Genomic DNA, 25296 nt, shown 5'->3' on the forward strand with positions numbered 1-25296 from the left:
GAGGGCAGGATGAACTTAAACGAAAAAGGTGGCCGGGCAATGAAAACCGATTCTCTCAAGCATCCATCCATTCTCCTGCTGCTTCTTTCCGCGGCTGACACTTATCTGACGCTCACCGGAATTGAAGGCGGATATATCCGGGAGGCCAATCCCATCATGAGCGCCATTTTGGAACGGGAGCCTGCCTATTTCTTTGCGGTGAAGCTGTCCCTTCCCGCAATCCTGGTCGCCCTGTCCCATGTGATCGGCGAATCGGGGCCAATCCGGGTTCTAATGAATGCGGCCCTCACCGTTTATGTCACCGTCTTCTTATTGCATGCAGCCTGGATCTTCCTGATCTGAGCAGCAGCCCAGAAACAAGCTGAAATCACCGATCAGATGCAGTTCATGCATCGGCCTGGTCATCGCCACGTACAGGAGCTTCCGATCCAATTCAAAATCTCTGAACGGATCATCGAATGCCGCAATCATCACCGCATCAAACTCGAGCCCCTTTGCGAGATGGACAGGAATCACAAGCAGCCGTCCGGACTCCGGTACGGATCCTTGATCTATCAGCATCGCGTCATGATCCAAACCAGAGAATCCGTCAACCATCTTCTCGGCCTCCCGCAATGTCTTCGTGATCAAAGCGACCGACCGGTGGCCTTTGGCCCGGATCGCCCCGTAAAGTTTATATACCTCACCGGGATTGAACCTTTCCGCCCGGTGTACTTCAGGGTCCGGTCCATGCCGGACAACCGGTTCGACGAGCGGAAGCTCATCAGCAAAACGTCCCAGCACGTTGTTTGCTGCTTCCATGATTTCCGCGGTCGTCCGGTAGCTTTTCTGGAGTGTCCGGAAGGCTGCCCGCGGAAACAGGTTCCGAACCCCATCCCAGTCACTGATCGACCGGTATGAATGGATTCCCTGGGCCAGATCCCCTACAATGGTGAACATGTCGGTATCCAGTGCATCGCGGAGAACAGCCAGCTGGAACGTGCTATAGTCCTGTGCTTCATCGATAAACACCGCGCGGAACTTCCATTGATCTGAAATTCCTATCAGTCGGGCTTGCAGATAAAGCAGTGCCGCAAGATCTTCGGTTTCCCACCTTTCTATCCCTGCCTTCCGTAAAAACGCCTGCTTTTCAGCTTCCGTCCAAGCAAAGGCGGTTTGCTGGATGAGCCCTTTATCCGTACACCAACTGCGGTACAGCTTTTTGATATTGTATGCAGGAAAGCGCATCATATAGGCTGCCGCCGTCTTCTTTCCCTCCCGCTCAATAGTGGGAAGCCGGATATCCCGTTCATCGATCAGACGGGTGGTCTGTTCACGCCGGCGCCGGTCATCCCGGATGCCGAATAACGCCTTGTCCAGCGCCTGCTCGTAGCGGGAAGTCAGCACGGACAGGATTTCTTTCCGCTTTCTTGCCGTCTCTGTCTTGAGAATGCCTGCTATCCGGTCCAGGCGTTTCTGCAGTGGCAGGTAGCTGAATTCCTTGAGGAAAAGCCGCCTGAGCCGCTCTTTTTTGATAATCCGAAACTTCTCGATATACACATCTTCAAACAGGCCGGCTGTTTCTTTCTCGATTTGGGCGACGTACCTGTCAAGGGCATCACGAAAGGCAAGTGACCCTTTCAGCCGCGAGAGAAGAAGGGTTGCCTCGTCCACTTCGCTTCCCGTTGCAAGCTGCTCCAGTCTCCTGTTCGAATCCTCCATTCTCAGCTTCAGGCCGGTCGCACCGAGTACGAATGCTTCAAAAGTGGTCTGCCTGATCTTATCGACGCCGAGCTCAGGCAGGACTTCCGAAATATAGCCGACGAACAATTCACTCGGCGCCAGGATCATCAGTTTCTCCGGAGCAAAGTTCCCGCCCATCGTATAAAGAAAATAGGAGATGCGGTGAAGCGCAATCGTCGTTTTTCCGCTGCCTGCCGCTCCCTGAACGATGATCGGCCGCTTCAGGTTGGCGCGGATGATTTCATTTTGCTCTTTCTGGATGGTTGAAACGATTTCCGTCAGCCGGACGTCCGCTTTTCCGGACAGTGCCTCTTGAAGAAGTTCGTCGTTTGTCGTCAGGTCGACATCCCGGATATCCATAAGCTGGCCGCCTTCGATCTTGTACTGGCGCTTGGCATACAGTCGGCCCCGGTTTTCTTCTCCGTTCACTTCGTAGTTGACCTCTCCGATGCGGCCGTCATAATAGACGTTCGCGACAGGCGAGCGCCAGTCCACGATGACCGGTTCCTGGGTTTCCCTATGGAACAGCGAGGTCTTTCCGATATAGAGCAGTTCAGCCCCTTCTCCGTCTTTTCTGAAATGAATTCTGGCAAAGTAAGGCTTTTGCAGAACGGTTTCCAGCTCTTCCTTTCTTCCTGCAGCCATCTCGAAGAAACGGGCATTTGTCAGGATATTGATGTAGCTGAGACTGGAGTCCAGGTGCTCCAGGTCTCCCATGGACTGCCTGATATTCTCCCTTGATTTTGCCGCTTCCCGCTCAGTTTCACCGAGCAGCCTTTGCATATATTCCTTGGTGTATTCCAGCCGTTCCAATTCCTCCGCATAATCCGGATGATTGTTTGCCCCCATGGCACTCCCCCTCACACCCTTTGTCTTTGCAGAAAACAGGACAGCATTGTACCACTCTGATCAGGCCGCTTCAAGTACAGCTTACACGGAACCGACGGGCCCCGGATTCACCGCTGTTCTGTCCTCTTGTACACCCTGCCATCGTCCGACCGCTCCATCAACCTATTATCAACAAAAAACCTGCGGATTGTCGCAAAGTCCGGATGCGCACGTTTCAGGATTTCATTCACTTCCTGTTCACTGTAGGTTTTTCCTATTTCAAAGCGGTTTGCCAGGTGCTCGGCCACGATGAATTTCCTCTTCTCTTTCGAAGGAAATACATCCAGCGGTCCGTCCGGCCCCTGCCTGAACAAGTTTTTCAATGCCTGTTCACGTTCTTTATCTGAAACGTTAAAAGTCATTTTTCTCCTCCCTCATCATCAAGAACATTCAGATCAGGCCATCCATAGACCCATTCCTCAAGCAGGTCACCGCCAATTTCTATACGCTCTGTTCCGATCCGGATGCCGCCCAAAGCTTCATAAAAATAGCGTGATGGATTATTCCGGAGTACGCGAACGAGCATTGCTCCGAATCCCATATGATTCAGGGCAATGGCAACCTGCCTGACGAGCTCATGGCCGGCCCCCTGCCCCTGGCATTCCTTTAGAAGGTAAATGGCATACAGTTCCCCGTCATATCCCGGATAGTTGCCGGACCGTTCCCGTCCGCCATTGGCAAAACCGACAATGCCCCGCTCCTTTTCAGCAACAAATGCCTTGGTGTGAAAAATCCCTTTCTTCCAGCTCTCCTCCCGCTCCTCTATCTTCAGCGATTCCAGGTATTTATCAGAAACAATCCCCCGATAGGTGGTCTTCCAGCTTTCCACATGAACTGCAGCCATTCCCCTCTCATCGCCTGCTTCAGCTCGTCTGACAATCATCCCGTCACTCCCTTTTGCGGTTCCATTTTGATCTTCCTGGTTCCATGTTGTCAGTTTACCGCCCGTGCCGCAACATGAAAAATGCCTGCCCGGAATACCGGGCAGGCTGCAACTCACATTTCTTTCTCAGAACCAATCTCCGTCGCGATCACCATGACGATAATCATGACGATCATAAACGATACAATCATGAGCAGCATTTAACTCATCTCCTTACCAGTTGATAAATCCCTTGGATCCCGGAGGGGCATCCTGGATCATGTGGGTGATCGGGAATGTGTAGGCAAGCAGGATCAGGGCCACTGCGATGCCAAGCCAGATCCACCAGTTTTCAAGCCACCTCGGCGTTGCCGATGCATCGCTTTCCGCTATCGGAAACTCTGCGTACAGGTCCCCCTCTTCGGAACGCGGTTCGATCAGCCAAAGCCGGAATACGATGACAATAAGCAGCATTGCAGAGAAGAACAGGATGATTCCGCCGATGGCGAGTGTCGCCGTATTCGAGAAGAATCCGTCAAACCAGCCCAATACAGTGGGATGATCACTGTAATTGGAGTGCTGCGTGCGCCTCGGGGCACCGAGCAGGCCAAGTACGTGCTGTGCGGTGGACATGAGGAGCATACCGACGGACCAGGAAATAATCTGGATAAACGCGAGCTTTTTTGTCGTTTTCGTCAGTGTCCGGCCCGTCAGATAAGGGATCAGCCAAAACGATATTCCCATGAATGTCATGGCGACCGGCGTTCCGACCGTGATGTGGAAGTGGCCGACCACCCAAAGTGTGTTATGGACCAATTCATTCAGCTGGAAACTGGTATTGATGATTCCCCCTGCACCCCCGGGGATAAAGAACACCATCGCGATAAACAGCGAGGTAAAGCGAATGTCGTTCCAAGGCAGCTTACCTACCCATCCGAACCATCCTTTGGCCCCTTTTTGGCGGCCGGAGATCTCAAAAGTCGCAAACAGCGAGAATGCGGTCATCAGCGTTGGGATGACGACCATGAAGGTAAGGGTCACCTGAAGGAATTTCCAGAAATCAGCGACGCCCGGCTCGGTCAGCTGATGGTGAAGGCCGACCGGAATGGAAAATAGGATAAAGAGCAGGAATGACAGGCGTGCCAGGGAATCACTGAATACTTTTGTGCCGAGAAGTTTCGGGACGACCAGATACCAGGCCATATAAGCAGGAAGCAACCAGAAATAGACCAGCGGATGGCCGAAAAACCAAAACAGTGTCCGGCTCAGTTCGACGTTGATCGTATCCACCCATCCGAACGCCCATGGAATGAACATGAAAACAACAGCGGCGACGACACCGAGGCAGGCGATGATCCACATGGCCAGGGTCGAAATGGTCATGAATGCGAATAGCGGGCTCATGACGCCCGGGTTTGCCTTGCGCCACTTTACATAGTGGGCGATCAGCGCGAAACTGATGATCCAGGTGCCGATGATCAAGAGGGCAAGAGAGACGTAGAACCAGCCGCTCGCCTTAAGCGGTGCATAAAACGTGTAGAGGACACTTGCTCTGCCCGACAGGATTTCGATTGTCGCCCACACCGTACCGGCAGCTGCCACGAAAAATCCGATCCACGACCAGCGGGCCACTTTCGGGCCGAAACTGCCGAGCGCCTTGCTCATTCCTGTGATCAGGAAGGCATAGATGAAAAACGTCGTATAGACCAGTGCAAGCGTCACCCCGTGTACGGTCAGAACTTGGTAATAATCCAGCCAGGCCGGCAGTTGGATCATTTCGTTGCGCATGAACACTTGAATCAGTCCGCAAAATGTTCCGATGAGGAACGCCGTGTAGGCGAAACCGATATTCCAGAGTGCAAGTTTCCGTTCGGAAGATGCTACCGTACCTGCAACAGCTGATGATGTTCGCCGACCCGCGAGAGGTCCGCGTTCAGAGTGTAGAATCATTCCTCAACCACCTCGATTTCAGTATGCATGAAGTGATGGCCCGTACCGCAATATTCATTACAGAGAATCAGATAAGTTCCCGGCTCCTTGAAAGTATAGCTTTTCTCGTTGATCTGTCCCGGGACGATCATCATGTTCACTTTCGTGTTGGGAATCGTGAAGCTGTGGATCACATCCTTGCTGGTCACTTTGAAGATGATTTCTTTACCGGCCGGAACTTCGATTTCCGAAGGTTCATATCCGTAAGCCATCGCCTTGATCACCACTTCATACGTATCATCATTGAGCTGATGGACGCCCGGATTGTCGAACGGAGCCGTCACATCCACTTTTTCAGGGTCGATTTTTTTCAAGCCCCCTGCAGGTGTCTGACCCTGTGTAAAAGCCTGGACACCGACGATGCCGAGGAATACGGCCAGCATGGCGATTCCGAAGATCAGCCAAATTTTTTCGAACTTGTGCAGATGCATGTTGTTCCTCTCCTTTTTTTAAAGTGCCACATACATGGCGTAGACGACCGCCCACATGACGGCTATGAGAACCCCGACTGCCAGCACGCTGATCAGCGTGCCCCGCAAATCCGCTTCGTGCGGATTCTTGTTGTTTTTCATCTCCGACCATCCTCCCGATCAGTTTCTATAGTCCTATTTTAAAATCCGCCATCCTCTGAAACTGTGATAAACATCACACGATTCAGGTTTATTTCAGGGCTGCTGTAATAAAATAGACAAAAAGACCCCGGCCTTTCGCAATGCAAAAGTCATTGCAAAAGGCCGGGGCCATGTGAAAAGCCCGCCTGGAATTCCCACAGGCGGGCTTGTTGCAGATATGATGGCCTCGATCACTCGATACTGCAGATTTCAACGGGGCAATTTTCGCAATGCATGGCATCCCGGAGAAATCCGATATCGGTCAATACAATCTTGCCGTTATCCATCCGAAGTTTATTGTTGCGTCTCAGCTCGGACAGCATACGATTGGCCACTTCCCGGGTCATGCCACAGAAATTGGCCAGTTCCTGATTGGTCAAATCCAGATCGATCAGGATGCCGCCGCCGTCTGCAGGAATGCCGTAGCTGTTCGACATCCGGATGAGCGTCGAATACAGCGCACCCTTTTTGCCGTGCAGAATGAGGTCCCGGAACTTGGATTGTGTCCGCTGCTGGAGGATGCCCATCCATTTCATGTAAGCAATCGAGAGTTCATGTTCCAGGTAAAGAAGTTCCTCCAGGCGATCCTTCGGGATAACCGCAACCCTCGTATCCTCCGACGCCTTCGCTTCAACGGTATAAGGGGCCGTAGGACAGAATGGCATAATCTCTCCAATAAAGTCCCCTTCTCCGCAAATGCGGAAGGTGATTTCACGGCCATCCGGCGTCACTTTCCCGATTCGGACTTTTCCCGTTTCCACGCAGTAAAGCGTTTGTGCCGGCTCTCCCTCCCTGAACAGATACTCTCCTTTATCGATGGCCACGCTGCAGGCTGCTGCTTTCAGAATGCCCATCATTCCATCGATGGCTGATAACTCTTCCAATTACGCCACTTCCTTTGTCCGTGAATCCGGTCAGGCTTTCCTATAAGCACGGCGCTCGGCATACTCTGCGCAAGCCGGGCACACCCTGATGACTTGTTTGCGATTCCTGCGATAAGTTCGCAGAAGAGAAGTTTTGCGTTTGCAGATTCCGCATTTTTTCTTGAACAGTCCCAACAATCTTTTTTCACTCCCAGTTCCTGTTGACCTCTGCCTTATTCTCCGCAAGTGCTGTGGCTGATGGTTCCTTCGTCATCCAGCAGAAATTCCGTCCCGTTTGTCAAAACCGCGCCCAGCGGATGAATTTCAGCAGCTTTTTTCGAAAAATACCATCTGCGGCCTTGGGGGACAAGAACAAAGTACGAGTCACCACTGCCGATAAAGTTCAGATCATCGGGCTCCAGATCCGTTCCCCGAAGAGGGAGTCCAGCATCAAACAGTTTCTGTCCCGCCTGGCTGACGTCCCTCGTCACAAGACCGACTTCGCTGATATTCAGGAATGATGAACGGGAGATGTCACCGTAGACGTCTTTTTTCCTCCTGCCGATGAGTTCGACGATGTTGCCTGCCGGGTCCTCGAAATACATCGAGTCCGCATCAAATGCACGGAAATACACCTCATCCACGCCGTCCTCCCAATTCAACGGAACCCGGTCCTGGATCCAATACTTCAGCATGGAAAACTGATTGCCCGGGATGCTGATTGCAAAATGGTAATACGCCGGGCGTTGTACGGCTACAAATGTGACGTCAGTCGTTCCGAACCTGACGGTAAACCGGTCTTCCGCTCTTTCCGTAATTTCGAGTTCAAGAATATTGCCGTAAAACCGCCGCATTGCGGCAAGCTGATCCGTGTAAAATGTCACTGACTTGAACAAAGGGTCCACCCCGCTTTCATACTGTTTCCAGTATAACACGGCTGACATTTCCTCACTGCACCATCAGACAGCCGGAAATTGTTTTTTCCCGGCCAGACATTTCCATTGCATCGTCGGGTGTTTTACCCTATACTCTAAATACAAGCTGCATTGACCGTATTGATTATAAAGTTAAACCTTTGAGCTGAAATAGGGAGTTTAAAAACGAGATCGGAATGATAGGCTCCGGAACTTTTCCGGAGACGTGCAGGAACATCTCTGAGGACACCCACTTTGTGGAGTGATGGTTTTTAACTTTCTAATTTTCCTACGGCAAAGGCGGCTTCTTATTTTGACTCCAACCGGTCAGTCCGTTCCTCGGACTGGCCTTTTTCATTTATATCCGGAGAGGATGACGCTGATGCTGAAACGGCTGTTGGTGAGCGGCTACAAACCGCATGAACTTGGAATATTCAATGACAAACACCCGGGAATTGCAGTGATCCGCCGGGCCATCACCTCCAGGTTACGCGGTCTATTGGAAGAAGAGGGCCTGGAGTGGGTGATTGTGAGCGGACAGCCCGGCGTCGAGACCTGGGCGGCCGAAGCGGCATTTGAATTGCGCCAGGAATACCCCGATTTGAAAGTGGCGGTCATCACGCCGTTCCTCGAGCAGGAGAAGAACTGGAATGATTCCAAAAAGATGGCGTACGAATCCATTTTGGAGCAGGCGGATTTTACGACTGTTCTGATGAACCGTCCTTATGAAGGCCCTTGGCAGTTTTCCGAACGCGACAAGTTTCTGCTCCGCAATTCGGATGGCCTGATGCTTGTTTACGACGAGGAGAACGAGGGCTCACCCAGATGGCTTCGCCGGCTCGCCCTTTCCTCCGCGGAACATGGCCCTTATGAATTCTTCACCATCTCGGCAGAAGACCTTAATTTTGCGGCAGAAGAAATGCGCATGGAAGAAGAGGGATGGTGAAACAGCAGAGGTTCCGTCCTATTTGGTTCTCCTGAAATGCCGAAAGCCATCACTCCACAATGAAGTGATGGCTTCCATAATTATAACGACGTCAAAAGCGGTGCCGGATCAGAGAACAAATTCTGTATTGACGTAAACGAGCGTCCAGTGATCAGCGTCAAGTAGGTCTTCGATCTTCAGCTTCTCGCCGTGGCCGAGCCAGACATCATCTCCTACCACTGCTACGACCATAGAGCGCCCTCCGTCGTGAAGGTTGAGGTAAATGTCTCCGATATTCGGCTGGATCTCCTGGGTCCTGGAAAGCCTTGCAGCAAGCCTGGCATCTTCATTGATCTGCTCTTCGGAGACAATGGAGGTGTCCTGATAAGCAATGTTCCGGCTTTCCGGCTCACGCCCTTCCCTGAGGACCACAAACTCTTTGCGCTTGATCGGATTCTGGCGCTTCGTAACCACTGTCCGTCCTTCAATTTGCTCCACCTTCTCGAATTCGTTGAGACCATAATGGCTCATCGGTTCCGGATCAGGCTTTGTGACCAGGATATGCCCGCCGACTTCCGGTTCGAGATCTTCACGAATCGTATACCATTGCCCTCTGAACATAAAAGCATCCATATGGCTTGGCCTGTGAAGCGTGATATCTTCTGCCTTGGTTGTCACCTGTTCCATGTCTTTGATGCGGTACATGTGTACAGATTTCTTTGCTAGCGGGTTAATGGTGTAAACTTTATGCAGTTCATTTTTGTAATAAACGAACTGTCCTTTCCGTACCTGAAATAATTTCATTTCGTGTACCTCCTTCCAACAGTGACTCTCTTTCCATCTTAAGGGATGAAGGGACGGGTGTCCATGAACATGCAAAATTTTTCATATTCAGACCAGGCTGTACCGCCAAATTTTTAGACATTTCGGCTTTTCAGCACAATAATCATCAGAAGTTCCCTTAGGTCCCGTTCATCCATCCTGAATAGCCGTTCAGTGATTTCTTTCATCATCTTTTCCCGTCCGTCCCGCTCCCCATACCTCTGATTACCTGCCCGGATAAAAGAATCAGCTATCTCATCCAAACCGGCTGCCTCTGCCATGGCTGACAGAGGCTCAGAGGAAACGGACGCCGTCTCACCGGTCAGCAGACTCTCCGCAGATACGCCGAACCGCTCGCAGATGGTGACGATCCAACTGGCCGAGGGAGCACTCTTGCCTTCCTCCCAATGCTTGATGCGGCTAGCGGACGTACCGATCTCTTTTCCGAAAGCCAGCATCGACAGCCCCTTCTGCTCCCGGAGCGCCTTCAGCCTCATGCCGAACGCCGCCTGATTCCAAGCCATGGGGGTCCCTCCTTCTCTATCCCCCATCATAGCACAGCTTAATTTATTCAGAAATCACGTTTTGTCTTTTATTTTTCCATCATGCAAGACCGGCTCCTTTTCTTTTTCACTGCAGGAGGCAGATTAAACATGTTTCAAATGTCCGGATGTTTTCAGCAGCTGGTGGTACAATAAAAGCAACATGACGGAATGGGGGCGATTTGCTTGCAGCAACATTATTTCCTCGGTATCCGCATCCCTCCGGATATACAGCCGCTTGCCGAAAAGTACTTGGATCGCCACCGGCTTGCTGACCGGTACAAGGTGATTTCACACCCCGAAGACCTGCACATCACCCTTTTTTACCTGGGTGCCTGCGACGATCAGATGCTGGCGGAACTTTCTTCCCGGCTTCGTTCCATTGCCGGACAGCATCCCGCCTTTTCTGTTCAGATTGACGGGTTCGATTTTTTCGGACCTTCCTCGGGTCCGCGTGTGACCTATCTTTCCGTGACAAAAAACCTGTTTCTTGAACGCCTCCAAAAAGACATATCAGTTGCCGTGACAGCGGTCACCGGTCTCCCATCAAAAGACCGCTTTGTCCCGCACATGACACTTGCCAAAAAGCGAAAAACCGATGAACGGCTATCCCTTTCGCCTGATTCTTTTGATCCGCACCCTATCCATGTCAACCAGTTCCACCTGTTTAAAATTCGACCGCAACATACTCCGAAATATGAATCAGCTGAAGACTTCCAGCTAGGCTGACCGGTGCAACAGAAAAACACAAAATACGCGACTCTCACAAACAGAATGGAGCCGGTCCGGATACTTTCCGGACTGGCTCCATTTCAATACCCCCGCTGCTGCCTGGCGTAGTTTTCCTCATTCTTCTCACGATAAGCCGTGACCACATCTTCTGCTGTGAACCCCAGGGCTTCGGCAATGGCCCGGTAATGGACCCAGACGGCTTTATACGAAGCTCTGTCCTGGCGATCACCAAAGTTGAGGATCTCCCGCTGTGTCTGGATAAACAAGCCGGTCAGGTCTCCCGCTTCCTCCGCTTCCTCCCCTTCCGGCCATTCATGCAGATCCTCCATGCCCTTCAGAATCCCGAGTGAGAGCAGGAAATGGATGGAGTCGACATATTCCTCAATCAGCACCGGCTTAGGGGACGGCCCTTTCCGGCTCCAGAATTTAAAGCACCGTGTCTCATTCGCCAGTTCAGCCAGTTCCACGGTGAGGGCAAGCAGTTTCTCTCTGAAGACGTCTCGTTCGACACGGTTGTTTTCTTCAATATACTTGTCCAATCGTTTTTGCATTTCAAACAGATCTATCAGTTCCAATTGTGCCCCTCCGAACAGAAAAAATCATTTTTATGAAACCTTATCGCGTTTCAATCGTATAGGAGGATACCAGTATGCGCAAGGGGGCAATGCCGTGGCCTTGATTATCCGCGTGATCGTAATCGCCGTCATCGTCTATCTGTTCTACCGGGGCATCCGCTACCTCACCGATCCCAGAAGGAAACTGGATGAAGCGTATGAACAGGAACGGTACTACTTTTATGACGATGTGAAAAACATCCGGAAAAACTTTTTCATCACCTATAAAGGCGCCCTCTTTGAAGGTGAAAAATACATGGGGACAACCGACAGCTCATTTGAGGTCGTTTCCATTTTTGTATGGGTCAAGGACGAAGCTTCCCTTCAGGGTTTCACACGGGATGATTTTATCTTCCTGGAAAAAGAAATCCGGATGAGCTATCCGGATGCCGATGTCAATTGGAAAAATCCGATTGAACAGCTGATGAAAAAAGGCGGAACCGCTTAATGCGGTCCGCTTTTTTCCGTTTAGCCAAGCTGCAGATTTCCCGCCAGATACACAATCGCCGCGAGATCCGCAATCGCCAGTACCAGAAAACCGACACGGAAAGCGGTATGCTTCGTCTTATGCCGGAATGTCTGCATGCCGGCATAGGCACCCGGGCCGCCTCCGAGAATGGCAATCATCCAAAGCGTCCGTTCGGGAACGCGCCAGCCGCCGTTTTTTGCCTGCCGCTTGTCATAGCCCATCATGATAAATCCGTATGCTGACAAAATCAGAATCCAACCGATCAGCACGCTTTCCATGCCGAAACCTCCGATCCACTCAAAAAGACCGGCGAACGGTTCGCCGGTCTGTGCACAGAATTAGTTATTGACTGCTTTTTTCGCTGCATCCGCGAGTTGCGCGAATGCTTTCTCGTCAGAGATTGCGAGGTCAGCGAGCATCTTGCGGTTCACATCGATGCCTGCAACTTTGAGGCCGTGCATGAGCTTGCTGTAAGACAGGCCGTTCATGCGTGCAGCTGCGTTGATCCGTGCAATCCACAGTTTGCGGAAGTCACGTTTTTTCTGACGACGGTCACGGTATGCATATTGCAGGGACTTCATGACCTGTTGGTTAGCTGTTTTGTAGAGTGTGTGCTTCGAGCCGTAGTAGCCCTTGGCAAGTTTGAGAACACGATTACGACGCTTGCGCGTTACTGTACCGCCTTTTACGCGTGGCATTGGATTTCCCTCCTGATGTTGATTCGTTTTCTATGATCGGATTATTTCATGTAAGTGAGCATTTGCTTGATGCGCTTGAAGTCGCCTTTGGAAACGAGAGCAGCTTTGCGGAGATGACGCTTCTGCTTTGTGGATTTGTTGGCGAACAAGTGACTTGTGTAAGCACGGCCGCGCTTGAGTTTGCCGGAACCGGTGCGCTTGAAGCGCTTTGCGGAACCTTTGTGTGTTTTCATTTTAGGCATGGTCGGTATCCTCCTAATCCTTTGCGTAGATTATTTCTTTTCTTCGATCGGGGCCATCATGAGGAACATGCTACGGCCTTCCATCTTCGGTTTTTGTTCGACTGTGCCGACTTCCTTGCAGGCTTCGGCAAAACGTTCGAGGACGCGCTGGCCGATCTCCTTATGGGTGATCGCACGGCCGCGGAACCGGATGGATGCTTTCACTTTGTCCCCTTTTTCAAGGAACTTGATTGCGTTCCGGAGCTTAGTCTGGAAGTCATGCTCGTCGATGGACGGGCTCAGGCGGACTTCCTTGATGTTGATGACTTTCTGGTTTTTGCGCGCTTCCCGTTCTTTCTTCTGTTGTTCGAACTTGAACTTCCCATAGTCCATGATCCGGGCTACAGGCGGTTTTGCGTTCGGTGCGACAAGAACGAGATCCAAGTTTGCACGCGCAGCGATGTCCATCGCTTCGTTCCGCGTTTTGACGCCCAGCTGATCACCGTTTTGGTCGATGATGCGGAGCTCCCGGGCGCGGATGCCCTCATTGACAAATTTGTCTCGATTATCTCTGCTAATCGTAAGCCACCTCCGTGTAGTAATTCGCGAATACATGGTTTGGGCAGGCTCGCGGGGATGGTCCCCGTGGCCAATCCGAAAGAAAAACGGGTGGACCTGGGTCCACCCGCCGCATATGTGACCGCGCCAACAAGCACGGGACGTCACAATGGTGCATACCTGCCAACAGCCGAAGCGTCGATCAGGTGAGAAGCGGGCAGCTCCTTCTTCTACCACAAACTGTATTCCTTAACCTAATCAATAATAACCTATGCAACAGAGCTTGTCAATGATTTTGTTGGAGATTCATCTTTCAACAAGAGCTTGGCTGATTTTCGCATCACGAAGCACGGCGCCTGTGCTCAAAAGCGTTAGCGTTGAGCAACAAAGCTTTTCCTGTGCTCAAAAGCGTTAGCGTTGAGCAACAAAGCTTTTCCTGCGACCAAAATGCAGTTTCGGTAAGCAAGGGCCCGGAGCGGAAATACGGAGGATTTTCAGTAAAAGAAAACTGCAGACAAAAGAGAAACACCCTTTTTGTCTGCAGTAAGTTAAATAATAATTACTTCTTCCCGTCCACTTCTTCGCGGAGTTTGGCGATGAAGTCATTGAGCGGGATCGATTCGGATTTTTGTTCGCCGTATTTCCGGACGTTGACTTCGCCGGATTCGGCCTCTTTATCACCGAGGACGAGCATGTACGGGATTTTCTGTGTCTGGGCTTCGCGGATCTTGTAGCCGAGTTTTTCGTCGCGGCTGTCGACATCGACGCGGAAGCCCTGTGCCTGGAGCGCTTCACGGACTTTCTCCGCATAGTCGTGGTGGACTTCCGGAGAGACCGGGATGATTTCCACCTGGACCGGTGCAAGCCATGTCGGGAATGCGCCTTTGTATTCCTCGATGAGGAATGCGACAAATCGTTCCATCGTGGAAACGACACCGCGGTGGATGACGACCGGGCGGTGCTGCTTACCGTCGCTGCCGATGTAGTTCAGGTCGAAGCGCTCAGGCAGGAGGAAGTCCAACTGGACAGTGGACAGGGTCTCTTCCTTGCCGATGGCCGTCTTGACCTGCACATCGAGCTTCGGACCGTAGAACGCCGCTTCCCCTTCCGCTTCGTAATACTCGAGGCCGAGGTCGTCCATCGCTTCCTTCAGCATGCTCTGTGCCTTTTCCCACATCTCGTCATCATCAAAGTACTTTTCCGTATCTTCCGGGTCGCGGTAGGACAGGCGGAACGAATAGTCGTTCAGGTTAAAGTCTTTGTAGACGTCCATGACCAGTTCGACCACGCGCTTGAACTCTTCCTTGATCTGGTCCGGCCGGACGAAGATATGGGCATCATTCAGCGTCATGCCGCGGACCCGCTGCAGACCGGACAGGGCTCCCGACATTTCATAGCGGTGCATCAGCCCGAGTTCAGCGATGCGGATCGGCAAGTCGCGGTATGAGTGGATGCCGTTTTTGTAAATCATCATGTGGTGAGGGCAGTTCATCGGGCGCAGCACAAGTTCCTCGTTGTCCGCCTGCATCGGCGGGAACATGTCATCCTGGTAGTGCTGCCAGTGGCCGGACGTCTTGTACAGTTCTACGTTCGCCATGACCGGTGTGTAGACGTGATCGTACCCGAGTTTCTCTTCCTTGTCGACGATATAGCGTTCGACAAGCCGGCGGATGGTGGCGCCTTTCGGGAGCCACATCGGCAGCCCCTGCCCGATAAGTTGGTTCGTCATGAACAGATCCAGTTCTTTGCCGATTTTGCGGTGATCCCGCTCTCTTGCCTCTTCAAGCAGGCGGAGGTGTTCTTCCAGGTCCTCTTTCTTGAAGAACGCCGTACCGTAAATTCGCTGAAGCATCTTGTTGTCGGAGTCGCCGCGCCAGTATGCGCCCGCCGTGCTGAGAAGTTTGAATTCTTTCAGTTTCCCTGTGGACGGTACGTGCACGCCCCTGCACAGGTCGAAGAATTCACCCTGATCATAGATGGTGACTTTTTCGCCTTCCGGAATCGCATCAAGCAGCTCCAGCTTGTATTCATCGCCGATTTCCTCATAGGTCTTCCGCGCTTCTTCGCGTGTGACTTCCTTCCGGACGATTTCAAGGTTTTCATTGATGATTTTTTTCATTTCCTTCTCGATCGCAGGAAAATCTTCAGCACGGATCGGTTCAGGTGAGTCGAAATCATAGTAAAAGCCGTTTTCAATCACCGGGCCGATACCGAGTTTGACGTTTTTGAACAGGCGCTTGACTGCCTGTGCGAGCACATGGGCTGTGCTGTGGCGCAGGATTTCCAGTGCCTCCGGAGAATCGGGAGTGATGATCTCAATTTCGCCATCTTTCGTAATCGGCGTGCGGAAATCAATCAGTTGTCCGCTGATTTTGCCTGCCAATGCCTTTTTGCGCAGTCCGGGGCTGATCGATTGGGCCACATCCTCCGTTGTCGTACCTGATTCGAATTCCTTTACCGCGCCGTCGGGAAATGTCAATTCAATCTGTTCTGCCATGCCAAATGGGCTCCTTTCCATCTTTCCAAATTTACGCAAAAAAGCCCCGTCCCAAAAAGGGACGAGGCCTGCTCGCGGTTCCACCCTTCTTCCTGCCGGCAATGAACGACCATGCCGGAGAAGCTCTGCATCGGATAACGGACCGGAGGCCGGCTCAGGTTCATCCCGAATCAAAACGGGAGTTCGCCTTGGCTGCTCTGGGGTGGTCGATCCGATGCCGCGCCATCGGGGGCTCTCAGCCTAAGGCCCCGTTCTCTGTCTGGCCGGACAACCGCTCGTTGTCCCCGTCATTGCATTTGGAAGAAGTATTGAACTCATCATACGAAAAACCTGAGTAATTTGCAACCGCGTGTTTTCACAGCATTGTTTCAGCTGAGTTCTCGCCGGTTTTCCCCGTTAAGCCGGACCGGCACGGTCATCGCACGGATCCGCTCCATGATGCGTCCCGCTTTGACGACTTCCTTATCCCCGCGCTGGGTGTACGACAGGTGAGTCTCCATCTCCTTGTAGTCAAAGTTCGACGTAAAGAAGGTCGGGAGTTTTTCCGCCATCCGGTGATGGAGAATGGTCGCCAGCACTTCATCGCGCGTCCATGCGGTCAGAGTCTCCGCCCCGAGATCATCAAGCATAAGGACCGGTGCCCGCTTGACGAAATCGATTTTCTCATTTAGCGATTGATCCTGGATCGACTGCTTCAACTCGCGGAGAAACTCCGGCACGAACACGAGGACGGACGGCACATGGCGCTTCGCCAGTTCGCCCGCGACCGCACCGAGCAGATAGGACTTGCCTGTGCCAAACGGACCGTGAATGTAAAGTCCCTGTGCGGGCAGTTCGCCCGTCCTGTCGTATTTATCGAGGAATTCAAGGACGAGCTCCACTGCGGCCAGCCGGCTTTCTCCCTTGGTAATATCGAAATCCCTGATTTCCAGGTTGAGCATGTCCTTCGGCATATGCATGCTCCGGATCATGGAAGATACACGCCGGCGTTCCATATCTGCCGTCTTTCTCTTGCACATTACATAGTCGACGCCGATCGTGCCACGCTCGATCACCAGCTTGGGCTCATAGCCCTTCATCATATTGATGCACGCTTCCAGGCTCCCGCACTTGCCGCAATCATGGGACTGGGAAGTGTATTCGTAAAGCTTCCCCAGACCGCGGTCGACCATTGCCTTATCCACTTCTCCGGCATGTTCTTCAAGAAAAGCCTGTACGCCGGGATGATTCAGGATCTCCGACCGCATTTCCGAATATCGCTCGGCGAATGTCGGTGCATTCACAATTCGCTTTAGTGTGTCCCGGATCGGTTCCATCTTAGTTGACACCGCCTTTCATCATGCCGAATTTCTCCATGAGGCGGATCCTCCTTGCTTCGACGTCCGGATCCTTCTCCTCTGGCCGCGGCTCTTTTTCAGCCTCGGGTTTTTGGTCTTTCTTGTAGAACCAGTCAGGGACGGCTTCGGTTTTGGAGCCCGTCTTGCGGGATCGCTGGCTTCCGCCGCCTTCCTGCTTCCATTTCATATACTTGTCGTGTTCCGTCCTTGCCAGCTCAAGGGCATCCTTCACATTGCCGACTTTTTTCGCCATCCAATGGGAAGCAATCCGCTCGACATAGTTATTCGTGAGCTTGCCGTCATTCCTGAGCCAGACATACTGAAGCAGCACGTTGACCACACCCGCAGGAAGATTGTGCTCCAGCACAAGTTTTTGTGCGAGCTTCACATCAACCTGCATTGGTTCGCGCCCTCCGTTGATGTCTTTCAGCATTTCAACCGGCGAACAGGTTTCAAGATAAAGGATCAGCTCATCTTCCTTGGTCTTCGGTTCTTCAGAAGGGGAGGTTTTTTCCGGGGCAGTCAGGATTTTTTCTATTTTCGGAGCTGTGTTTGACCTGGACAGCTTGTAATAGTCTGCGGCGGCACGTTTAAGGCGGTCGTCCGTCAGATTGCCATCGGCATCGATCGCCAGCAGGACGACCTGCTGCATATCAACAGGAGACAAGCCATACAGAAAAGCGATTCGTACAATCATTTCTTTTACCGCCGGAGTAAACGACTTTCTCGGCACAAGCTGCGCGGACAGCCCTTCCATCATAAGAGGGAAATCAAACGGGTAGCCGTTAAAAGCAAGCTTCGGTGCCCGCTGATCCGATTCGTATGTATCCGTGTCTTCTTCCATGGCCCCTGCCTTGACGGACTTGTACACTTCGGGGAATGACCTGGACACCTCTTCATATCCATCCGGCACCGGAGGGTTCAGAAAGCGTCCGCGGAGCCGCTTGTACGTCTGCGCCCCCACCTTGCCGAACAGGAACATCGACAAGATCGGGTCATGGAAAAACGTGTCCGGGTCGAGAGGCGGCCTGAGCTCATAAAGGAAGCAGCGCGCCTCCCCCTCATTTTTCCGGTAAGACTTAAGCAGCCCGATACCTTCAAGTGACAGCCTGGCCTCGAACAGTGTGCCGATCGGCATATCAAGAAGGTTGAGGAGGTGATAGTGGGTGGACTCAACGGTTCCTTCCCGTTCAGCCTCCCCCCAAAGGGCAAAGAAGACCGCCATCGCCCCGTGCCCGATAAGCGGCTGGTAGAGTGCGGTCAGAATCTGTCGGTCAAAATCGGAAAATGGATAAGGAAGACGGACGCAATACGCATCCGACGGTTGCAGTTCTTTGTAGAGCGGATTCATATTCCCATCCTTTCTTTCCGCGGATCAATCAGTCATCTTCTTTTTTAAGAAGGTCTTTGAGTTCCTCGATAAAAACATTGATGTCCTTAAACTGGCGGTAAACGGAGGCAAAGCGCACATAGGCGACGTCATCGATTTCAACGAGCCTTTCCATCACCATTTCCCCGACATCTTCGGACTTTACTTCCGCGTTGCCCTGTCTCCGCAGTTCCTTCTCAATCGAGAAAACGATTTCTTCAAGAACGTCAAGCGGAACCGGCCGTTTTTCGCAGGCACGGATCAGTCCCCGCAATACTTTCTCACGGCTGAACTCTTCCCGTGAGCCATCTTTTTTCACGACGACCAGCGGCATTTCCTCGACTTTTTCAAATGTAGTAAACCGGTATCCGCATTTCTCACATTCCCTGCGTCGCCGGATCGCTTTGCTTTCGTCCACCGGCCGGGAATCGACGACTCGCGTCCCGTTGTGCTGACAAGCCGGGCACTTCATCGGCATCCCCGCTTTCTGATAAGTTCATTCTCTCCGTTCGGCTGCTTGGACGAAGAGAGTCTATTCATTCCATTATAGCAGAGTTCCGCGAATCGCTAAACGGGATTCTGGCAACACGGAAACTGCTTGAAAATATAAAAAAGCAGAAGCTTCCGCCTCTGCTTTTGATGTCCAACTCATAAACGGTCTCAAGCCGTGACGGTGACGGCTGTTTTGCCGGCAGCGACAGGGCCCATGCCCCGGGGCAGTTCGGTCATCTGGCGGTTCTTGGCTCCGAGTGCATCAGCGATAAAGCCTGCTGCAATGGTCGGATCAAGATCTCCGCAAGTGTACACGTCAATGCTGGCATAGCCGTGCTCAGGGAAACTGTGGATCGTGAGGTGCGATTCCGAAATAATAACGACCCCGCTGACCCCCTGCGGCGCGAATTTGTGGAACGCGACTTCCCGTACTTCCGCGCCTGATCGCAATGCAGCTTCGACAAATGTCTGCTCGATATACGGCATGTCGTTCAGCTTGTCGAATTCGCATTCCCAAAGTTCAGCGATTACATGACGACCCATTGTTTCCATGGTTCGTCCCCCCTCCTAAAGTAAGTGATTGCCGGTTGTCGGCAAACGGGCAACCACGGGGGAAAGTTAGTCCGATGAGGTCCTAACCCTTTAAGCTGCCCAGCGTGAACTTTGAGGTTCACGGAATTATTATATGATGGCAAGTAGTTGAGCGCAACTATAAATCCCGGATGAGAGAATCAAAAAACACAAAACCCGGGCAGGGCCCGGGTTCGAAAATTAGATTATGCATTGACTTTCGCGCCGATGGCGGCAGCGACTTTTTTCGTGAGGTCCACAACGCGTGCAGAATAGCCCCATTCATTGTCATACCATGCGAGCACTTTGACTTTGCGGTCTCCCATGATCATCGTTGTAAGTCCGTCGACAATAGCGGAACGGGAATCTGTTTTGAAATCGCTCGAAACAAGCGGTTCGGTCGTGTAGCCGAGAATTCCCTTCAGCGGACCTTCTGCCGCGCGGATGAACGCATCGTTGACTTCTTCAACAGACACATCTCGATTCAGGTCAACCACCAGGTCGACGAGCGAGACGTTAGGAGTCGGTACGCGGAGCGCCATGCCGTGAAGCTTGCCTTTCAGCTCCGGCAACACGAGGGACAGTGCTTTGGCCGCTCCGGTTGTAGTCGGAATGATCGATTCTGCTGCGGCACGCGCACGGCGGAGGTCCTTGTGCGGGTTGTCGATGTTGTTCTGGTCATTCGTGTAGGCATGAACAGTGGTCATCAGGCCGCTGTCGATGCCAAATTCGTCATTCAGGACTTTTGCGACCGGTGCCAGGCAGTTGGTCGTGCAGCTTGCGTTCGAAATGACATCATGCCGGTCAAGGTCAAGCTTATCGTCATTCACACCCATGACAATCGTGACGTCTTCATTCTTTCCAGGTGCCGTCAGGATAACTTTCTTCGCGCCGGCTTCAAGGTGAAGGGCCGCTTTATCCCGGGAGTTGAACTTGCCTGTCGCTTCGATGACGATATCGACACCGAGTTCTTCCCAAGGGAGTTTCGCCGGGTCGCGTTCAGCAATCAGCTGGATACGCTTTCCATTGACGACGAGCGCGTCTTCCTCAGTCAGGACATCTCCTTCGAACTTACCGTGGATGGTGTCATACTTCAAAAGATGTGCAAGGGTTTCCGGGGGGTAACTCGCGTTAACCGCGACAATGTTCAACCCATCTTCAAGGATTGCCTGGCGGAAAACCATGCGGCCGATCCGGCCAAAACCGTTAATAGCGATGGAAGGATTCATGAGGGGGCCTCCTGTAACTGTGTTATACTCATTTTTCTTTTGCTTGTAATTAGTATATCACAATTACCGAAAAATGCACCCTCGTTTATCCTGCTGGCAGAAGTTCCATTTTTCAGAAGGTTTTTCTGTCAGGGGATCGCATTCCAGGACTCAAGAATCCGGTCAAGCTGTTTTTCCGACTCTTCGATGGTTCCGTTGTTATAGATGACGGCATCCGCTCCGCGTTCTTTTTCGGAGATCGGCAACTGTGAGGCGATTCTCGCCCTCGCCTCTTTCTCACTGAAACCATCCCTCTGCATCAGCCGCTTCAACTGGGTTTCCTCCGTCACCGATACGACAAGGACCTTGTCTGCATAATGTTGGAGCCTGCTTTCGAACAGGAGCGGAATATCCATCACCACGGTCTTTGCCCCTCTTTCAAAGTGCCTGTCCCGCTGGCGCAGCATTTCCTTCCGGATAGCGGGATGCATGATGTCATTCAGCTTCTTCCGGTCAGCAGGATTATTGAAGATCCGTTCTCCGACCGCCGCCCGGTCCATCGACCCGTCTTCCAGTATCACATCGTCGCCGAACGCCTGCCGGATAGCTTCAAGCGCAGGCTGTCCGGGCTCGACGACGATCCTAGCGATCCGGTCCGCATCCACGATCGGAAATCCTCTTTCCTCAAGCAACCTTGAAACGGTACTTTTCCCGCTCGCTATACTTCCCGTCAATCCGATAATCATCGTGACACCTCTTTCAATGCTGGCATTTCGGGCAATAGACCGAAGTCCGCCCGGCAATCGTCATCCGTTTGGTTGCTGTCCCGCATGCCGGGCAGTATTGCCGCCCATACATCCTCAATCGGTCCTGCATGCCGCCTGCTTCCCCGTTTATATTCCGGTAATCCGATATCGAACTGCCGCCCGCTTCGATCGCTTCCCCCAGCACCTGGCGGATTTCTGCAAACAGCAACCCAAGACGCTTCAGGCTGATTCTGCCGGTTTTCCTGCCCGGGTGGATGCCGGTGCGGAAAAGCGCTTCCGTCGCATAAATGTTCCCGCAGCCGGAAATGACTTTTCCGTCCATGATGGTTTCCTTGATCGGCTTCCCGGCATATTTCGATGTTTTACAGAGGTCCAGAAAATGTCCCGCCGCAGAATCATCAAACGGCTCCGGCGCCATCGCGAGCAGCGGAGGATGGTCACTCTCTGCTCCGATCAGCCGGAGCTCACCGAAGCGGCGGATGTCCGCGTAAGCGAGCAGGCCCCCGTCCTCCATCCCGAAAATGACATGGATATGCCGGCGGAATTTCTCCTCTTTCACCTCATCCATCTCATTGACCGCAAACCACGCACCCGACATGCCGAGATGGCTGACGAGCAGATGGGTGTCTCCGTCTTTCCGGAGGTGAAAATAGATATATTTGCTCCGGCGGGTGACGTCTGTGATTGTCATTCCGCGCATCCGGCCGGCAAACTCTTCCGGTGAAATGTTTTTCAGGATAGCTTCTTTTGCCTCGGATTTTGACTTGATGATGGTATCCGAAACAGCGATGTCCCGGATGGTCCGTCCGGACGCTGCCGGGGCGAGCGACCGCACGACCCCTTCTACCTCCGGCAATTCAGGCATGTTGTTCAACTTCTTTCTTTGATGAAGTGTTTCTGCGATTTGTTATTTCGTATCGTACCAGGACGGGCCGGAAGCCGATTCCACCAGGAGCGGAACATCCAGCACCAGTGCGGCTTCCATCACCTCCGGCACGATTTCCGAAAGCTTTCCAAGTTCTTCTTCGGGGCATTCGAAAATCAGTTCGTCATGCACTTGCAATAGCATGCGTGCCTGCAGGCCTTCCGCCTCGAGCCGCCTGTCCATCTCCACCATCGCCTTCTTGATGATATCCGCCGCAGTTCCCTGGATCGGAGTGTTCATCGCGGTCCGTTCGGCAAAACTTCTCAGGTTGAAATTCCGGCTGTTGATGTCCGGAAGATACCGCCGGCGATTCATGAGTGTCGTGACGAAGCCTTGTTGCTTTGCTTCGGCGATCGAGCTCTCCATGTATTGCTTGACGCCGGGGAAGCTGGCCAAGTAACGTTCGATGAATTCTGCAGCCTCTTTCCGTGTGATGTTCAGGTTTTGTGAAAGGCCATAATCGCTGATCCCGTAGACAATCCCGAAATTGACAGCTTTCGCCGCCCGCCTCATGTCAGGTGTCACATCCTGCGCTTCCACGTGGAACACGTCCCCGGCGGTACGGGTGTGTATGTCCTCCCCTTCACGGAATGCGGCAAGCAGCCGTTCATCCCCCGACATGTGAGCAAGGACGCGGAGCTCGATCTGTGAATAGTCCGCCGAAAACATGACCCAGCCCGGCTCCGACGGGATGAACGCCTTGCGGATTTTTCGGCCTTCCTCGATCCGGACCGGGATGTTTTGGAGATTCGGGTTGGTGGAGCTGAGCCTTCCGGTCTGGGTGAGCGCCTGCTGATAGTACGTATGGATTTTGCCGTCCTCGTGAATCTCTTTCAGCAGCCCCTCGATGTAAGTGGACTGGAGCTTCCCGAGCTGGCGGTATTCGAGAATCAGGTCGATGATTTCATGCCGGCCGCTAAGCTTTTCAAGCACGTCTGCAGCAGTTGAGTAGCCGGTTTTGGTTTTCTTGATGACCGGAAGTCCCATTTCCTCGAACAGGATGACGCCAAGCTGCTTGGTCGAGTTGATATTGAACTTCTGTCCGGCCAGGGAGTAGATCTGCTGCTCAATGGCTTCAAGTTTGCCGGCCAGGTCTTTTCCGATTTCCTCCAAGATTCCTCGCTCGGTTCTGACACCGGTGGCCTCCATGCGGCCAAGGATCGTCGCAAGCGGAATCTCGAGTTCCCGGTACAATTCAAATTGTTTGTTTTCCTTGAGGCGCTCTTCCACGGTTGCACGGAGCCTGTGGACTGCAAGTGCTTTGCGGCATGCATGTTCCGCAACCGTCTCCTGTCCGGGAACCGCACGTTTTGCGCCTTTCCCGTAGATGATCTGGTCTTCCGGAACTCCGGAATACCCGAATTCCCTTGCCGCGGATGAAGCATCGGTCAGCGTCACGGACGGATTGGCGATATAGGCGGCAAGCAGGAGGTCGAAAATGATGCCGTCCGCTTCCAATCCCGTCCGCGCAAGCGCAGCAAGAGATGCCTTCGCATCAACGGTGAGCTTTTCAATCGATTCATCTTCCAGCCATTCCGCGAACTGAACGTCCCCATTAAGGGATTCCGCCGGAATAAAGGCGGTTTCCTCCCCATCGGACAACGACACCCCAAGAATGTCAGCCGTATGATAAAGTTCATCGGACAGTTCTACATGGAACGCGGTACCGCTCTTTAATAGAGTTTCGGGTGCTTTTTCGGTGATGGTGAAACGGATGTCTTCCGATTTCTCGGGTACGGATGCCGATTGTAGCCCGTCCGCCTTCTCGATGAGTGTCCGGAAATTCAGTTCGCGGAATACCGGGATGACCTGCTCCATGTCCGGTCCGGGGTAGCTGATATCGCCTAGCCCGATTTCAATCGGGGACTCGGTGTTGATCGTGGCGAGAGTCTTGCTCATTTTGGCCAGTTCCTCGTTCTCGGCCAGCTTTTCCTTCAGCTTCTTCCCGCTTACCTCATCAATGCCTTTATAGACGCCCTCGACTGTACCGAACTGTTTCAGCAGTTTGATTGCGGTCTTTTCCCCCACCCCAGGCACCCCGGGTATGTTATCGGAAGCATCGCCCATAAGGCCCTTCATGTCGATAATCTGTTCAGGCGCCAGACCGTACTTCTCCATCACATGATCCGGCGTATAGGCCTCGATATCAGTCATGCCCTTCCGGGTGATAAAGACTGTGACGGCTTCATCCGCAAGCTGTGTCAGGTCTTTGTCCCCAGTGATTACGACGGTTTCCACGCCGCTTGCCGCCGCTTTGCGGCTCAATGTGCCGATAATATCGTCAGCCTCGAAGGACTCCAGTTCATACTGCTTGATGTTATACGCATCGAGCATCTTACGGAGGTACGGGAACTGTTCGGACAATTCCGGGGGCGTCTTCTGCCTGCCGCCTTTGTACTCCTTGTAAGTGCTGTGGCGGAACGTCGTCTTTCCGGCGTCCCAGGCAACCAGCATATGGGTCGGTTTTTCTTCTTTCAGGATCTTCTCCAGCATCATCGCAAAGCCGTACACCGCGTTGGTATGCACGCCCTGATCATTGGTCAGCAACGGCAAAGCGAAAAACGCACGGTAGGCCAGGCTGTTCCCGTCCAGGAGCAGCACTTTCTGCTTAGTCATTCCGGTCAACCTCCATCCGCAAATAAAAAACGTCGTCTCCCTCCATCTTACCATAGGGGCAGGATGGAGAAGAAACGACGTGATG

General features: G+C 52.6%; 28 protein-coding genes and 1 other RNA gene. 5 read left to right on the forward strand and 24 right to left on the reverse strand.

Annotated features, from left to right (window positions below):
- The first annotated feature begins 39 nt into the window (after positions 1–39).
- Positions 40–342 (forward strand): DUF5658 family protein, encoded by a 303-nt coding sequence (locus BLT01_RS10260; protein WP_092097599.1) that lies wholly within the window; start codon positions 40–42, stop codon positions 340–342.
- Here BLT01_RS10260 and helD read toward each other — a convergent pair.
- The 8 genes from helD to BLT01_RS10295 form a co-directional block, all read right to left on the reverse strand.
- On the reverse strand, positions 310–2571 hold the full coding sequence (helD, locus tag BLT01_RS10265; protein ID WP_092097600.1) for an RNA polymerase recycling motor HelD: 2262 nt from the start codon (positions 2569–2571) through the stop codon (positions 310–312). The two genes, BLT01_RS10260 and helD, sit on opposite strands and share 33 nt — an antisense overlap.
- 107 nt (positions 2572–2678) lie before the next feature.
- On the reverse strand, positions 2679–2972 hold the full coding sequence (locus tag BLT01_RS10270; RefSeq protein WP_092097601.1) for a DUF2087 domain-containing protein: 294 nt from the start codon (positions 2970–2972) through the stop codon (positions 2679–2681).
- The gene (locus BLT01_RS10275) at positions 2969–3493 is read right to left on the reverse strand and encodes a GNAT family N-acetyltransferase (protein WP_092097602.1); all 525 of its coding nucleotides are present in this window, start codon (positions 3491–3493) and stop codon (positions 2969–2971) included. The genes BLT01_RS10270 and BLT01_RS10275 overlap by 4 nt, the downstream gene beginning before the upstream one ends.
- A 213-nt stretch (positions 3494–3706) precedes the next feature.
- Positions 3707–5422, reverse strand: coding sequence for a b(o/a)3-type cytochrome-c oxidase subunit 1 (locus BLT01_RS10280; protein WP_245696916.1), 1716 nt, complete (start codon positions 5420–5422; stop codon positions 3707–3709).
- Positions 5419–5892: a cytochrome c oxidase subunit II gene (locus BLT01_RS10285; RefSeq protein ID WP_092097603.1), complete on the reverse strand. Its 474-nt coding sequence runs from the start codon at positions 5890–5892 to the stop codon at positions 5419–5421. The genes BLT01_RS10280 and BLT01_RS10285 overlap by 4 nt, the downstream gene beginning before the upstream one ends.
- Before the next feature lie 18 nt (positions 5893–5910).
- On the reverse strand, positions 5911–6033 hold the full coding sequence (locus BLT01_RS15325) for a cytochrome C oxidase subunit II (RefSeq protein ID WP_218123198.1): 123 nt from the start codon (positions 6031–6033) through the stop codon (positions 5911–5913).
- Positions 6034–6263: 230 nt separating this feature from the next.
- Complete coding sequence (locus BLT01_RS10290) at positions 6264–6956, reverse strand: Crp/Fnr family transcriptional regulator (RefSeq protein ID WP_376739646.1); 693 nt, start codon at positions 6954–6956, stop codon at positions 6264–6266.
- Positions 6957–7168: 212 nt separating this feature from the next.
- Positions 7169–7870: a hypothetical protein gene (locus tag BLT01_RS10295; protein WP_092097604.1), complete on the reverse strand. Its 702-nt coding sequence runs from the start codon at positions 7868–7870 to the stop codon at positions 7169–7171.
- A gap of 100 nt (positions 7871–7970) precedes the next feature.
- On the opposite strand from BLT01_RS10295, the gene ssrS reads away from it, so the two are divergent.
- Both ssrS and BLT01_RS10305 read left to right on the forward strand, forming a co-directional pair.
- Positions 7971–8160, forward strand: a non-coding RNA gene (gene ssrS, locus BLT01_RS10300) — 6S RNA.
- Positions 8161–8231: 71 nt separating this feature from the next.
- A complete protein-coding gene (locus tag BLT01_RS10305; protein WP_092097605.1) occupies positions 8232–8795 on the forward strand; it encodes an SLOG family protein in 564 nt (187 codons plus the stop codon).
- Between the two features lie 108 nt (positions 8796–8903).
- Here BLT01_RS10305 and BLT01_RS10310 read toward each other — a convergent pair whose 3' ends face one another.
- Both BLT01_RS10310 and BLT01_RS10315 read right to left on the reverse strand, forming a co-directional pair.
- Positions 8904–9578, reverse strand: coding sequence for a hypothetical protein (locus BLT01_RS10310; protein WP_092097606.1), 675 nt, complete (start codon positions 9576–9578; stop codon positions 8904–8906).
- Between the two features lie 113 nt (positions 9579–9691).
- Positions 9692–10120 carry a helix-turn-helix domain-containing protein gene (locus BLT01_RS10315; RefSeq protein WP_092097607.1) on the reverse strand — a complete coding sequence of 143 codons (429 nt, stop codon included), beginning with the start codon at positions 10118–10120 and terminating at the stop codon, positions 9692–9694.
- A gap of 204 nt (positions 10121–10324) precedes the next feature.
- On the opposite strand from BLT01_RS10315, the gene thpR reads away from it, so the two are divergent.
- The gene (gene thpR, locus BLT01_RS10320; protein WP_176765120.1) at positions 10325–10867 is read left to right on the forward strand and encodes an RNA 2',3'-cyclic phosphodiesterase; all 543 of its coding nucleotides are present in this window, start codon (positions 10325–10327) and stop codon (positions 10865–10867) included.
- An 83-nt stretch (positions 10868–10950) separates the two neighbouring features.
- Here the strand turns inward: thpR and BLT01_RS10325 are convergent, their stop codons facing one another.
- Positions 10951–11445: a dUTP diphosphatase gene (locus BLT01_RS10325; RefSeq protein ID WP_092097609.1), complete on the reverse strand. Its 495-nt coding sequence runs from the start codon at positions 11443–11445 to the stop codon at positions 10951–10953.
- Between the two features lie 94 nt (positions 11446–11539).
- Here BLT01_RS10325 and BLT01_RS10330 point away from each other — a divergent pair, with 94 nt between their 5' ends.
- Positions 11540–11932, forward strand: coding sequence for a sigma-w pathway protein ysdB (locus BLT01_RS10330; protein ID WP_092097610.1), 393 nt, complete (start codon positions 11540–11542; stop codon positions 11930–11932).
- A gap of 20 nt (positions 11933–11952) precedes the next feature.
- Here the strand turns inward: BLT01_RS10330 and BLT01_RS10335 are convergent, their stop codons facing one another.
- The 13 genes from BLT01_RS10335 to polA form a co-directional block, all read right to left on the reverse strand.
- Positions 11953–12231 carry a DUF1294 domain-containing protein gene (locus BLT01_RS10335; protein ID WP_092097611.1) on the reverse strand — a complete coding sequence of 93 codons (279 nt, stop codon included), beginning with the start codon at positions 12229–12231 and terminating at the stop codon, positions 11953–11955.
- Between the two features lie 60 nt (positions 12232–12291).
- Complete coding sequence (gene rplT, locus BLT01_RS10340) at positions 12292–12651, reverse strand: 50S ribosomal protein L20 (RefSeq protein ID WP_092097612.1); 360 nt, start codon at positions 12649–12651, stop codon at positions 12292–12294.
- Positions 12652–12692: 41 nt separating this feature from the next.
- The gene (gene rpmI / locus BLT01_RS10345) at positions 12693–12893 is read right to left on the reverse strand and encodes a 50S ribosomal protein L35 (protein WP_092097613.1); all 201 of its coding nucleotides are present in this window, start codon (positions 12891–12893) and stop codon (positions 12693–12695) included.
- 30 nt (positions 12894–12923) lie between these two features.
- Positions 12924–13487: a translation initiation factor IF-3 gene (gene infC, locus BLT01_RS10350; RefSeq protein WP_092097614.1), complete on the reverse strand. Its 564-nt coding sequence runs from the start codon at positions 13485–13487 to the stop codon at positions 12924–12926.
- A 502-nt stretch (positions 13488–13989) separates the two neighbouring features.
- Complete coding sequence (gene thrS, locus BLT01_RS10355) at positions 13990–15927, reverse strand: threonine--tRNA ligase (protein WP_092097615.1); 1938 nt, start codon at positions 15925–15927, stop codon at positions 13990–13992.
- A gap of 368 nt (positions 15928–16295) precedes the next feature.
- Positions 16296–17243, reverse strand: coding sequence for a primosomal protein DnaI (gene dnaI / locus BLT01_RS10360; protein ID WP_092097616.1), 948 nt, complete (start codon positions 17241–17243; stop codon positions 16296–16298).
- A 1-nt stretch (position 17244) separates the two neighbouring features.
- Positions 17245–18615: a replication initiation and membrane attachment family protein gene (locus BLT01_RS10365; protein WP_092097617.1), complete on the reverse strand. Its 1371-nt coding sequence runs from the start codon at positions 18613–18615 to the stop codon at positions 17245–17247.
- Between the two features lie 28 nt (positions 18616–18643).
- A complete protein-coding gene (gene nrdR / locus BLT01_RS10370) occupies positions 18644–19105 on the reverse strand; it encodes a transcriptional regulator NrdR (RefSeq protein ID WP_092097658.1) in 462 nt (153 codons plus the stop codon).
- Between the two features lie 188 nt (positions 19106–19293).
- Entirely contained in the window at positions 19294–19677 is a 384-nt protein-coding gene (gene speD / locus BLT01_RS10375) for an adenosylmethionine decarboxylase (RefSeq protein WP_092097618.1), read from the reverse strand.
- Positions 19678–19901: 224 nt separating this feature from the next.
- On the reverse strand, positions 19902–20924 hold the full coding sequence (locus BLT01_RS10380) for a glyceraldehyde-3-phosphate dehydrogenase (RefSeq protein ID WP_092097619.1): 1023 nt from the start codon (positions 20922–20924) through the stop codon (positions 19902–19904).
- Between the two features lie 128 nt (positions 20925–21052).
- A complete protein-coding gene (gene coaE / locus BLT01_RS10385; protein WP_092097620.1) occupies positions 21053–21649 on the reverse strand; it encodes a dephospho-CoA kinase in 597 nt (198 codons plus the stop codon).
- 13 nt (positions 21650–21662) lie between these two features.
- Positions 21663–22535: a bifunctional DNA-formamidopyrimidine glycosylase/DNA-(apurinic or apyrimidinic site) lyase gene (mutM, locus tag BLT01_RS10390; protein ID WP_092097621.1), complete on the reverse strand. Its 873-nt coding sequence runs from the start codon at positions 22533–22535 to the stop codon at positions 21663–21665.
- A gap of 42 nt (positions 22536–22577) precedes the next feature.
- A complete protein-coding gene (polA, locus tag BLT01_RS10395; protein WP_092097622.1) occupies positions 22578–25211 on the reverse strand; it encodes a DNA polymerase I in 2634 nt (877 codons plus the stop codon).
- Positions 25212–25296: the final 85 nt, after the last annotated feature.

Origin of the sequence: Bhargavaea beijingensis, assembly GCF_900101985.1 — a bacterium.
GTDB classification, from domain to species: Bacteria; Bacillota; Bacilli; order Bacillales_A; family Planococcaceae; genus Bhargavaea; species Bhargavaea beijingensis.

Excerpts from the sequence above, each read along its gene's own strand:
- BLT01_RS10260 (WP_092097599.1), top strand. The coding sequence starts at position 40 with ATGAAAACCGATTCTCTCAAGCATCCATCCATTCTCCTGCTGCTTCTT.
- helD (WP_092097600.1), bottom strand. The coding sequence starts at position 2,571 with ATGGGGGCAAACAATCATCCGGATTATGCGGAGGAATTGGAACGGCTG.
- BLT01_RS10270 (WP_092097601.1), bottom strand. The coding sequence starts at position 2,972 with ATGACTTTTAACGTTTCAGATAAAGAACGTGAACAGGCATTGAAAAAC.
- BLT01_RS10275 (WP_092097602.1), bottom strand. The coding sequence starts at position 3,493 with ATGATTGTCAGACGAGCTGAAGCAGGCGATGAGAGGGGAATGGCTGCA.
- BLT01_RS10280 (WP_245696916.1), bottom strand. The coding sequence starts at position 5,422 with ATGATTCTACACTCTGAACGCGGACCTCTCGCGGGTCGGCGAACATCA.
- BLT01_RS10285 (WP_092097603.1), bottom strand. The coding sequence starts at position 5,892 with ATGCATCTGCACAAGTTCGAAAAAATTTGGCTGATCTTCGGAATCGCC.
- BLT01_RS15325 (WP_218123198.1), bottom strand. The coding sequence starts at position 6,033 with ATGAAAAACAACAAGAATCCGCACGAAGCGGATTTGCGGGGCACGCTG.
- BLT01_RS10305 (WP_092097605.1), top strand. The coding sequence starts at position 8,232 with ATGCTGAAACGGCTGTTGGTGAGCGGCTACAAACCGCATGAACTTGGA.
- BLT01_RS10310 (WP_092097606.1), bottom strand. The coding sequence starts at position 9,578 with ATGAAATTATTTCAGGTACGGAAAGGACAGTTCGTTTATTACAAAAAT.
- BLT01_RS10315 (WP_092097607.1), bottom strand. The coding sequence starts at position 10,120 with ATGGCTTGGAATCAGGCGGCGTTCGGCATGAGGCTGAAGGCGCTCCGG.
- BLT01_RS10335 (WP_092097611.1), bottom strand. The coding sequence starts at position 12,231 with ATGGAAAGCGTGCTGATCGGTTGGATTCTGATTTTGTCAGCATACGGA.
- rplT (WP_092097612.1), bottom strand. The coding sequence starts at position 12,651 with ATGCCACGCGTAAAAGGCGGTACAGTAACGCGCAAGCGTCGTAATCGT.
- rpmI (WP_092097613.1), bottom strand. The coding sequence starts at position 12,893 with ATGCCTAAAATGAAAACACACAAAGGTTCCGCAAAGCGCTTCAAGCGC.
- infC (WP_092097614.1), bottom strand. The coding sequence starts at position 13,487 with ATGTATTCGCGAATTACTACACGGAGGTGGCTTACGATTAGCAGAGAT.
- thrS (WP_092097615.1), bottom strand. The coding sequence starts at position 15,927 with ATGGCAGAACAGATTGAATTGACATTTCCCGACGGCGCGGTAAAGGAA.
- dnaI (WP_092097616.1), bottom strand. The coding sequence starts at position 17,243 with ATGGAACCGATCCGGGACACACTAAAGCGAATTGTGAATGCACCGACA.
- BLT01_RS10365 (WP_092097617.1), bottom strand. The coding sequence starts at position 18,615 with ATGAATCCGCTCTACAAAGAACTGCAACCGTCGGATGCGTATTGCGTC.
- nrdR (WP_092097658.1), bottom strand. The coding sequence starts at position 19,105 with ATGAAGTGCCCGGCTTGTCAGCACAACGGGACGCGAGTCGTCGATTCC.
- speD (WP_092097618.1), bottom strand. The coding sequence starts at position 19,677 with ATGGAAACAATGGGTCGTCATGTAATCGCTGAACTTTGGGAATGCGAA.
- BLT01_RS10380 (WP_092097619.1), bottom strand. The coding sequence starts at position 20,924 with ATGAATCCTTCCATCGCTATTAACGGTTTTGGCCGGATCGGCCGCATG.
- coaE (WP_092097620.1), bottom strand. The coding sequence starts at position 21,649 with ATGATTATCGGATTGACGGGAAGTATAGCGAGCGGGAAAAGTACCGTT.
- mutM (WP_092097621.1), bottom strand. The coding sequence starts at position 22,535 with ATGCCTGAATTGCCGGAGGTAGAAGGGGTCGTGCGGTCGCTCGCCCCG.
- polA (WP_092097622.1), bottom strand. The coding sequence starts at position 25,211 with ATGACTAAGCAGAAAGTGCTGCTCCTGGACGGGAACAGCCTGGCCTAC.